Genomic DNA, 8,791 nt, shown 5'->3' on the forward strand with positions numbered 1-8,791 from the left:
CATCTCCAGTTCGTGCTGGTACGGTGCAGGGATTTTTAGCATGCCCCATTATAGAAAAAGCCTTCCAATTTCGGAAGGCTTTGTCAGCAACCTGGGGCGAATATCATTCGCCCCTTTTTTTTCGCCTGTTATTTCAAGCCGGTTGCGGCCGGCCGCAACCTTGGCTTATGAAACTTCCTTGGCGCTGACGATGGATTTGGACACCAGGCCATACTCTATCGCTTCCGGCGCCGACATCCAGAAATCGCGGTCGATATCGGCCATGACTTTTTTCGGGTCCTGCCCGGTTTCCTTGGCGATCAAGGCGCCGATCCTTTCGCGCACGCGGATGATCTCGCGCGCCTGGATGGCGATATCGGAAGCCTGGCCGCCGACGCCGCCGCTCGGCTGGTGGATCAGGAAGCGCGTATTCTGCAGGCAGAAGCGGCGTTCTTTCGGCACCGACAGGAAAACGTTGACTGCGGCGCTGCCGACCCAGCCGCTGCCGATCATGTTGACCGGGGCGTCGATGAAACGGATCACGTCATGGATCACATCGCCCGATTCCACATGGCCGCCCGGCGAACAGACCAGGAAATTGATCGGCGCCTTGGATTCGCCCGAAAGAGCGATCAATTGGCGCACGACATCGCGCGCCACGGTGTCGTTGATCTGGCCGAACAGCAGTACGGTGCGTGACTTGAACGCTTTTTCTTCGAGGAAGGCGTCGCGCTGGGATGCATTGGGTTCCACTTTTTCTTCCATGATGTGCCTCTAAGGTGTTGGGGGAGTTCATTAACCGCAAAAGAGCCAGTGTAAACCAAAAAGCCCCCGCAAATCGCGAGGGCTTCTTTTGTTATTGCTGCCTGGCAGCGATCCGGGCGATCAGAATGCCGGAACCACCGCGCCTTTGTATTTCTCTTCGATGAATTTCTTCACTTCCGGCGAATTCAAGGCTACGGCCAGTTTCTTGACGGCGGCGCTGTCCTTGTTGTCCGGACGGGCAACCAGCAGGTTGGCGTAAGGCGAATTGGCGTCTTCGATGAACAGCGAATCCTTGACCGGATTGAGCTTGGCTTCAATCGCGTAGTTGGTGTTGATCAAGGCCAGGTCGACCTGGTTCAGCACGCGCGGCAAGGTAGCCGCTTCCAGTTCCTTGAACTTCAGGTGCTTGGGATTGTCGATGATGTCTTTCTGGGTCGCAGAGATATTGCTCGGATCCTTCAGTTTCAGCAGGCCCTGGCGCGACAGCAGCAGCAAGGCGCGGCCGGAATTGGACGGGTCGTTGGGGATGGCGACCGTGGCGCCGTCCGGCAGGTCGGCCAGTTTCTTGTATTTGGTCGAATAACCGGCGAACGGTTCGACGTGGACCTTGGTGATCACTACTTCGATATCGTTCTTGTGGCTCTTCTTGAATTCGTTCAGGTAAGGCTGGTGCAGGAAAAAGTTGCCGTCGACCCGTTTCTCGTTGGTCTGCACCGCCGGCTGGATATAGTCGGTGAACACCTTGACCTGCAGGTCGACGCCTTCCTTGGCCAGGATCGGTTTGACGAAATCGAGGATTTCCGCATGCGGCACCGGCGTGGCGGCGATCACCAGCTTGTCGGCGGCTTGCGCCGGCGCGGCGGCGATCAGGCCGAAGGTCGAGAACACGGCTGCGGCCAGTCCCAGGGACAGTGAAAATTTGCGTGACATATAAACTCCCATTTTGGATTTTAAAAACAACGTTGCTGCATTACCTGCAAAAAAACATGTACAAATCATTTGCGCGTGAAATGCTGCACCAGGCGGTCGCCGGAAAACTGCAGCGCCTGCACCAGCACCACCAGCACGGCAACGGTCGTGACCATCACTTCAGTCTGGAAGCGCTGGTAGCCGAAACGGATCGCCAGGTCGCCCAGGCCGCCGCCGCCGATCACGCCCGACATGGCGGCGTAAGACATCAACGCGATCGCGGTGACGGTGGTGGCGGCGATCAGGCCGGGCAGGGCTTCCGGCAGCAGCGCGCCGAAGATGATCTGGCGCTTGTTGGCGCCCATGGCCTGGCAGGCTTCCACCACGCCGCGGTCGATTTCGCGCAGCACGTTTTCAACCAGGCGCGCGAAGAACGGCGCGGTGCCCAGCACCAGCGGCGGAATCGCGCCCTGTACGCCGAGCGAGGTGCCGACCAGGATCACCGTGACCGGGATCATCACGATCAGCAGGATCAGGAACGGCACCGAGCGCAGCACGTTGACGACCAGCGACAGTGCGCGGTAGACGCCGCGCTGTTCCAGCAGCTGGCGCTTGCCTGTGATGAACAGCAGGATTCCGAGCGGCAGGCCGAGCAGTATCGTGAACAGCAGGGAAAAGCCGGTCATGGCCAGGGTTTCCCAGGTGGCTTGCCAGATGTCGCCCCAGTCGATGAGTGAGAAATCCATCATGCGAGCACCTCATGACGAATGTTGTGCTGGTCGAGCGTGGTGAACACTTGCGCTACATCGGCCGGTTCGCCGCGCAGTTCCACCAGCAGCTGGCCGTAGGGCGTGTCCTTGATGCGGGCGATGGTGCCTTGCAGGATGGTGATCAGCGCCGGCGTCGCGGCCGCGATGCTGCTCAGGATCGGCTGGTAGGTGATGTCGCCGACATAGGTCAGTCGCACCAGCAGTCCGCGCAGCTGGCTGGCGCCGGGCACGGTCGACGGCAGCAATGCAGTCTCGGCTGAAAACGGCGTGCTTTCGGCGACCATGCTTTGCGTCACCGCATGTTGCGGATGGAGGAACACCTCTGCCACATCGCCGCTTTCGACGATGCGGCCGGCCTCGATCACCGCAACCCGGTCGCAGATGTTGCGGATCACCTGCATCTCGTGCGTGATCAGCACGATGGTCAGGCCCAGCTTGCGGTTGATGTCGAGCAGCAGGCGCAGGATCGCCTGGGTGGTTTCCGGATCGAGGGCCGAGGTGGCTTCGTCGCACAGCAGCAGGTGCGGCGTATTGGCCAGGGCGCGGGCGATGCCGACGCGCTGTTTCTGGCCGCCGGACAATTGCGCCGGATATTTGTCGCGATGCTCGCTGAGCCCGACCAGGTCCAGCAGTTCGCTGACCCGGGCCGCGCGTTCCTGCTGCGTGTATGTGCCGGTGATCTTCAGCGGCCAGTCGATATTGGCCGCCACGGTCTTGGCGTTGAGCAGGTTGAAGTGCTGGAAAATCATGCCGATGCGCTGGCGCAGCCGGTGCAGGCCGCTGTTGTCCAGCGCGGTGATGTCTTCACCCTCGATCAGCACTTGTCCGCCGGATGGGCGTTCCAGCATGTTGAGGGTGCGGATCAGGGTGCTTTTGCCGGCGCCGGAGCGGCCGATGATGCCGAAAATTTCACCCTTCTTGATATGCAGGTTGATGTCGGACAATGCGGCGACGGGAGTGCCGGCGGTTTTGGCATTGCGTTCCAGCGGATAGGTTTTATGCAGGTGCTCGATGCGGATCACAGGTTTGCTTCACGAATTCAGTCAGGCTTGCCATTTTATCAGCGAGCCTATATACGCCAAAGTTATATATCGTTATTTATATATAACAAACCTGTTGGTAAGCTGCGTTTGCGTTTGGTAAAGATGTTGCGAAGGGAACATGCAAGAGATGTTTTTTTATGGCATAGTAAAGACACTATGAAAGCACTCCAAAGCGAACTGGCCAAAAAGATTCTCGCCGACCCGAGGGCTGCGCTGCAATTGCGCGCTTACCTGGCCAGCAAGAACTCCAAGTCATCGTTATCCGCTGCTGTCGAGACCGATAACGTGATCAGCTTGCATTCCGAGCAAGAGGGAACCGTCCAGTACCGCATCACCGTTGTCCCTAGCGCCGCCTGAGCGCATCGATGAACGTAGCGCTGCCTGCTTTCATTGTTTTCCTGCTGTTGCTCCCCGGTTTTATCGCCCGTTCCCGCTTCAAGCGCGCAGAGCGCGCTTCGTTTGATTATTCCCCGTTTGGACAGATTGTCACCGAGGCGGTGCTGTGGAACTGCATTTTCCATTCCTTGTGGCTGTTGCTGTCCGCCGTCCTGTTCGGACGCGTATTGCAGCCGCTGCTGTTGCTGGAGCTGCTGTCTTCCGATCCCGCCAGCCAGTCCAGGGCGATCCATGGAATCGCCCTGGAATTTTCCTGGATCAGCGCTTATTTCCTGACCCTGTATGCGGGCGCCTGGGTTGTGCCGAACGGGTTCCGGCTGCTCATCACCCGCTTCGGGCTGGACCGTTCCGGCGCCGGCTGGTTTGTGCCCTGGCTGCGCTTTAACCAGGCGCCGTGGTATTACCTGCTGACCGGCGCCGATTTTGAAGAAGGGCGGCGCCCGGACCTGATCGCCGTATCGGCGATCGTCAATGTGGCCGGCCAGGCGGTATTGTTTACCGGCCTCCTGACGGATTATTTTTTCGATGTCAACGGCGTCCTCGACCGGCTCATCCTGCAGCAGGTGATGCGGCGGCCGCTGGTCGCGGACAAAGAGACGGACGCCACGGTGGAGCAGGACCTGGCGCGCTTCTATGGCGTCGACGGCGATTATTTCGTGCTGCGCTATAGCGAAGCGATTACCTTGAACATCGAATACATCAAGCTGGCCAAGCTTGCGGCAGAAACGCCGGCCGGCGAAAGCGCGCCGGCAGGTTAGCCGGCGCCGCCATCATTCTCAGGGCAGGGGAAAGACCAGGCAGGTAGTGGTCGCATGGGCGTAGATCTTGCCTTCGGCATCGACGATATTCGCCTCCGCCACGCCGACCCTGCCGCCGACCTGTATCACCTTGCCGATGGCGCGCACCGGCCCGGTCTTGTCGGTCAGGGCGCGAATCAGGTTGACCTTCAGTTCCAGCGTGGTGTAGCCGCTGCCCTTGGCCAGGGCCGATTGCACCGCGCATCCCAGCGCCGAATCGAGCAAGGTGCAAAAGTAGCCGCCATGCACGCTGCCGATCGGGTTGTAATGCTGCATGGCCGGCGTCCCCTGGAACACCACGCGGCCGAATTCAGCTTCGATCAGGTTGAAATCCAGCGTTTGCGCAATCGGCGGGATCGGCAATTCGCCCCTCAGGATGGCTTGTAAAAATTCAACGCCGCTGTATTGCTTGAGCTGTTCCAGCGAAGCCACGCCGGGCGCCGCCAGTTTGGCGCGCACGGCCTTGTCCTGCGCCTGCCATTGCGCCACGGTTTCTTCTCGATTCGACATTCGTTCTCCTGTTTGTTGCTGATGAGGGGCTGGGCTTGCCGCCGTCGCGGCGCAAGTTCAGGCCAAGGCAATCGATTGTAAGCGGGATTTTAGCCGGGCATCGGGCGATGAGGCGACCTGGCCGCGCCTGGGTTTGCCTGATAGGTAACATGTGGTTTAATCCGTGCAACTGTGTTGCAATTGCCTTGCAAGCGATGCCGGTTCGCGATTACACTTGCAGCTTCAGGTCTTTGATTTTTTACCAGAGACATAACCAGGCCGAACCGCATGTATCGTCAGCAAACCAGCTTCGCCGTGTCTTCGCCGTGCCTTGCATGCGCGGCCGGTGCGCGTTTGCCCGAAGCGGACGTAGCCGGCAGCTGCGCGGGTGCTGCATGCGCCTGATCGTCGAACCGCATTTCCACGCCAGGCGCCGCCTCAAGCTGCGCCTGCAGCAGTTCGCGTTATGGCTGGCGCTGACTATCCTGGTGCTGCAGCTGGTCGGGATGGCTTTCCACCATCACAGCCTGGCCGAAATTTCATCCGACTGCGTCAGCTGCGACCTGGCTGCCGATTTCCCTTCTCCTGTCCCATCCAGTCCGGTGCCGGTGCTGGCGCCAGTCCTGGTATTTGCCTACCGCAACGCCGTCGAACTGGTGTATGCCTTCGTCCCGGCGCCGAAGCATTACCTGACTCCGTATTCTCAAGCCCCGCCGATCTCCATCGGCTGACCCTCCTTGTTTGTTCCTATTTGTTTCTGACCTAGCCCTGAGGCTGCGCCATTTTCTATTGCGTTGCGGCGTTTGCCGCCGCCTCGGAAATGGCGGTCCGGCGGCCGGATTATCCGCGGGGTTATTCCCCCTATTGGAGTTTTGAGAATGAAAATACGCTTGTCGCGCCGAGTACAACTAGGCGCCCTGATTGCGCTGGCTTATGGTTTTGCTGTTCCTGCGGCCTATGCGCAGTCCACCGTCAAACAAATCAGCGGCGCCATCCATGATGCGCTCGGCCATCCTTTGCCTGACGCCACGGTCGCTCTGAAAGATGCGGCCGGCAAGGCGGTCGGCAGCACCAGGAGCGATCAGCAGGGACATTTTGTCTTTAGCGACATCGCACCCGGCAGTTATGCCATCAGTGTCGGCAAGCCTTCCTTCCAGTCTGAGAACGGCACGGTGACGGTGGCCGACGAGAACGGCGCGACTGCCGACATCACCTTGAAAGCCAGCCAGGGCGGCACAGTCGAGGCCGGCAACGCGGTGGTGATCACCGCCGACCGCCTGGACCGCGCCAGGAACGGCATCCAGGTGGAAACCGGCAGCAGCATCTATCGCATCGGCCGCAAGGAGATCGCCGCCATGCCGCAAGGCGAAGACACGGCATTCAACGAGGTCCTGCTGCGCGCGCCCGGCGTGGCGCAGGATTCCTTCGGCCAGCTGCATGTGCGCGGCGACCACGCCAACCTGCAATACCGCCTGAACGGCATCATCCTGCCGGAAAGCATCTCCGGCTTCGGCCAGACCCTGGACACCCGCTTTGTCGACAGCGTCAGCGTCCTCACCGGCGCCTTGCCGGCGCAATACGGCTACCGGACCGCAGGCGTGGTGGATATCCACACCAAGAACGGCGAACTGCAGAACGGCGGCAATATCGGCGTGCAGGTCGGCAGCAACAATACGCGCCAGGTCAGCGGCGACGTCAGCGGCAGCACCGACACTTTCAGCTACTACATCAACGGTTCTTTTGAAGCCAATAACCTGGGCATCGAAAATCCTACCGGCGCGTCCAGTGCCTTGCATGACCGCACTTTACAGAACAAGGCCTTCGGTTATTTCTCTTATCTGCTGGATGCGGATACCCGGGTCAGCCTGATCCTGGGCAATTCGGACGGCCGTTTCCAGATACCGAACAGCGCTGGCCAGACTCCAAGCTTCCAGCTGGACGGCGTGACCGATTTTCCCTCGGCCAACCTGAACGAGCGGCAGCGCGAAACCAACCGCTACGGCATCCTTGCACTGCAAGGAAAAATCGGCTCCGACATCGATTACCAGGTAGCCGCATTCAGCCGTTATTCAAAAGTGCTGTTCGAGCCAGACCAGGCCGGCGACCTGCTGTATACCGGCGTCGCCTCGCGCGTATTGCGTACCGGCCTGGCGAACGGCCTGCAGGCTGACGGCAGTTATCGTTTGAACGCCAGCCATACGATACGGGCCGGCATCAACTACACCCGCGAGAACTTGAAGAACAGCGACAACTCGCTGACTTTCCCCGCCGACGACAGCGGCGCGCAATTGTCGACGCAGCCGATCTCGCTGGCCGACAGCAGCCGGAAGACCACCAACCAGACCGGCATATACCTGCAGGACGAATGGAAACTGAACGATAAAGTGACCGTGAATTACGGCGCCCGTGCCGACTGGGTGAATGCCTATGTCAGCGCCAGCCAGTTTAGTCCACGCATCGGCGTGGTGTACCAGATGACGCCGCGGACCACCTTCCATGCCGGTTATGCCAGGTACTTCACGCCGCCCGCCAGCGAACTGATCGGCTCGAGCACCATCGCCAGCTTCAACGGCACCACCAACGCCCCGGCCAACAACCAGAACGACTCCGTGCAGGCCGAGAGCTCGGACTATTACGACCTTGGCGTCAACCACCAGCTGACCCAGCACCTGACAGTGGGGCTTGACGGCTACTACAAGAAGGTCAAGAACATGCTGGACGAAGGGCAGTTCGGCTCGGCCTTGCTGTACACGCCGTTCAACTATGCGCAGGGCAAGGTGTACGGCCTGGAGCTGACGCTGAACTACCGCAAGGACAACCTGTCGGCCTACCTGAACCTGGCGCGCTCTACCGCGCTGGGCAAGAACATCGTGTCGAGCCAGTACAACTTCGGCCAGGATGAACTGAACTATATCTCCAGCCACTGGGTGCACCTGGACCACGATCAAAGCATTACCGCTTCGACCGGCGTTTCCTACCTGTGGCAGGGCACCACGCTGACGGCGGACGCGCTGTTCGGCAGCGGCTTGCGCAGCGGCTTCGCCAATACCGAGCATTTGCCGGCCTATACCGAAGTCAACCTCGGCGCCAGCCATACCTTCAACGACAGCCCGATCGGCAAGTTCACCACGCGCCTGAGCGTGATCAACCTGTTCGACAAAGTCTATGAGATCCGCGACGGCTCAGGCATCGGCGTCGGCGCGCCGCAGTTCGGCCAGCGCCGCGCTTTCTACCTGGCCCTGACGAAATCGTTCTGAGATACGCGGCAGTTACGGGAAAGGAGGGAGCTTGCTCCCTCCAGGTTGCTGACGAACCCACCATTTTTTGGTGGGTTTTATTTTTTGTGGGTCGAATTAAGGCGTGGGCTTAAAAAACAGGCGATCGGCAGAAGAAAGCGTCATGCAAGAGGAAATGGCGCATCAAGGCGTATGTGCGGTCGAAATGGACGTTTAAAGAAGCTAAAAGCCGCGCCAGCAGCAGCGCGATCTTCTTCATATTCTGGCAAGCAGCCCCCAGCAGACATTGCTCGGCAAGCTTGCGCAAGCCACGCATCTTTGCGTAGCGATGACCATGCAATTGCTTGGCGTCGGCGAAGCTGCGTTCCACCGTTTCCTTGCGTCGCGCGTAAATACGCTTGCCCCAT

Annotated in this window: 11 protein-coding genes; 5 read left to right on the forward strand and 6 right to left on the reverse strand. The window is 59.8% G+C overall.

Annotated elements, in window-relative coordinates:
- A partial coding sequence (locus tag BM062_RS25825; RefSeq protein ID WP_217647649.1) for a hypothetical protein occupies window positions 1–188 on the forward strand: 188 nt, incomplete at its 5' end.
- Here BM062_RS25825 and BM062_RS24615 read toward each other — a convergent pair.
- From BM062_RS24615 to BM062_RS24630, 4 genes are all read right to left on the reverse strand, one after another.
- Window positions 166–744, reverse strand: a complete 579-nt coding sequence (locus tag BM062_RS24615) for an ATP-dependent Clp protease proteolytic subunit (protein ID WP_092402314.1) — start codon at window positions 742–744, stop codon at window positions 166–168. The genes BM062_RS25825 and BM062_RS24615 overlap by 23 nt on opposite strands.
- A gap of 120 nt (window positions 745–864) precedes the next feature.
- The gene (locus BM062_RS24620; protein ID WP_092402317.1) at window positions 865–1,674 is read right to left on the reverse strand and encodes a MetQ/NlpA family ABC transporter substrate-binding protein; all 810 of its coding nucleotides are present in this window, start codon (window positions 1,672–1,674) and stop codon (window positions 865–867) included.
- Between the two features lie 65 nt (window positions 1,675–1,739).
- Window positions 1,740–2,399 carry a methionine ABC transporter permease gene (locus BM062_RS24625; protein ID WP_092402332.1) on the reverse strand — a complete coding sequence of 220 codons (660 nt, stop codon included), beginning with the start codon at window positions 2,397–2,399 and terminating at the stop codon, window positions 1,740–1,742.
- Window positions 2,399–3,445, reverse strand: coding sequence for a methionine ABC transporter ATP-binding protein (locus BM062_RS24630; protein WP_175501156.1), 1,047 nt, complete (start codon window positions 3,443–3,445; stop codon window positions 2,399–2,401). Before BM062_RS24630 ends, BM062_RS24625 begins: the two co-directional genes overlap by 1 nt.
- 177 nt (window positions 3,446–3,622) lie before the next feature.
- On the opposite strand from BM062_RS24630, the gene BM062_RS24635 reads away from it, so the two are divergent.
- Both BM062_RS24635 and BM062_RS24640 read left to right on the forward strand, forming a co-directional pair.
- Window positions 3,623–3,823 carry a hypothetical protein gene (locus BM062_RS24635; protein ID WP_092402320.1) on the forward strand — a complete coding sequence of 67 codons (201 nt, stop codon included), beginning with the start codon at window positions 3,623–3,625 and terminating at the stop codon, window positions 3,821–3,823.
- An 8-nt stretch (window positions 3,824–3,831) separates the two neighbouring features.
- The gene (locus BM062_RS24640) at window positions 3,832–4,620 is read left to right on the forward strand and encodes a hypothetical protein (RefSeq protein WP_092402323.1); all 789 of its coding nucleotides are present in this window, start codon (window positions 3,832–3,834) and stop codon (window positions 4,618–4,620) included.
- An 18-nt stretch (window positions 4,621–4,638) separates the two neighbouring features.
- Here BM062_RS24640 and BM062_RS24645 read toward each other — a convergent pair whose 3' ends face one another.
- Window positions 4,639–5,169 carry a PaaI family thioesterase gene (locus BM062_RS24645; RefSeq protein ID WP_092402326.1) on the reverse strand — a complete coding sequence of 177 codons (531 nt, stop codon included), beginning with the start codon at window positions 5,167–5,169 and terminating at the stop codon, window positions 4,639–4,641.
- A 374-nt stretch (window positions 5,170–5,543) separates the two neighbouring features.
- Here BM062_RS24645 and BM062_RS24650 point away from each other — a divergent pair, with 374 nt between their 5' ends.
- Together BM062_RS24650 and BM062_RS24655 are read left to right on the forward strand one after the other, a co-directional pair.
- A complete protein-coding gene (locus BM062_RS24650; RefSeq protein ID WP_092402329.1) occupies window positions 5,544–5,879 on the forward strand; it encodes a hypothetical protein in 336 nt (111 codons plus the stop codon).
- Between the two features lie 147 nt (window positions 5,880–6,026).
- Window positions 6,027–8,405, forward strand: a complete 2,379-nt coding sequence (locus BM062_RS24655; RefSeq protein ID WP_254785243.1) for a TonB-dependent receptor — start codon at window positions 6,027–6,029, stop codon at window positions 8,403–8,405.
- A gap of 109 nt (window positions 8,406–8,514) precedes the next feature.
- Here the strand turns inward: BM062_RS24655 and BM062_RS26105 are convergent.
- The coding region (locus tag BM062_RS26105; protein ID WP_254785244.1) for a transposase at window positions 8,515–8,791 on the reverse strand (277 nt) is incomplete at its 5' end.

The organism is Collimonas sp. OK412, assembly GCF_900112135.1.
Classification (GTDB): Bacteria; Pseudomonadota; Gammaproteobacteria; order Burkholderiales; family Burkholderiaceae_D; genus Collimonas; species Collimonas rhizosphaerae.

Excerpts from the sequence above, each read along its gene's own strand:
- BM062_RS24655 (WP_254785243.1), top strand. The coding sequence starts at position 6,027 with ATGAAAATACGCTTGTCGCGCCGAGTACAACTAGGCGCCCTGATTGCG.
- BM062_RS24635 (WP_092402320.1), top strand. The coding sequence starts at position 3,623 with ATGAAAGCACTCCAAAGCGAACTGGCCAAAAAGATTCTCGCCGACCCG.
- BM062_RS24615 (WP_092402314.1), bottom strand. The coding sequence starts at position 744 with ATGGAAGAAAAAGTGGAACCCAATGCATCCCAGCGCGACGCCTTCCTC.
- BM062_RS24650 (WP_092402329.1), top strand. The coding sequence starts at position 5,544 with ATGCGCCTGATCGTCGAACCGCATTTCCACGCCAGGCGCCGCCTCAAG.
- BM062_RS24625 (WP_092402332.1), bottom strand. The coding sequence starts at position 2,399 with ATGGATTTCTCACTCATCGACTGGGGCGACATCTGGCAAGCCACCTGG.
- BM062_RS24645 (WP_092402326.1), bottom strand. The coding sequence starts at position 5,169 with ATGTCGAATCGAGAAGAAACCGTGGCGCAATGGCAGGCGCAGGACAAG.
- BM062_RS24620 (WP_092402317.1), bottom strand. The coding sequence starts at position 1,674 with ATGTCACGCAAATTTTCACTGTCCCTGGGACTGGCCGCAGCCGTGTTC.
- BM062_RS24640 (WP_092402323.1), top strand. The coding sequence starts at position 3,832 with ATGAACGTAGCGCTGCCTGCTTTCATTGTTTTCCTGCTGTTGCTCCCC.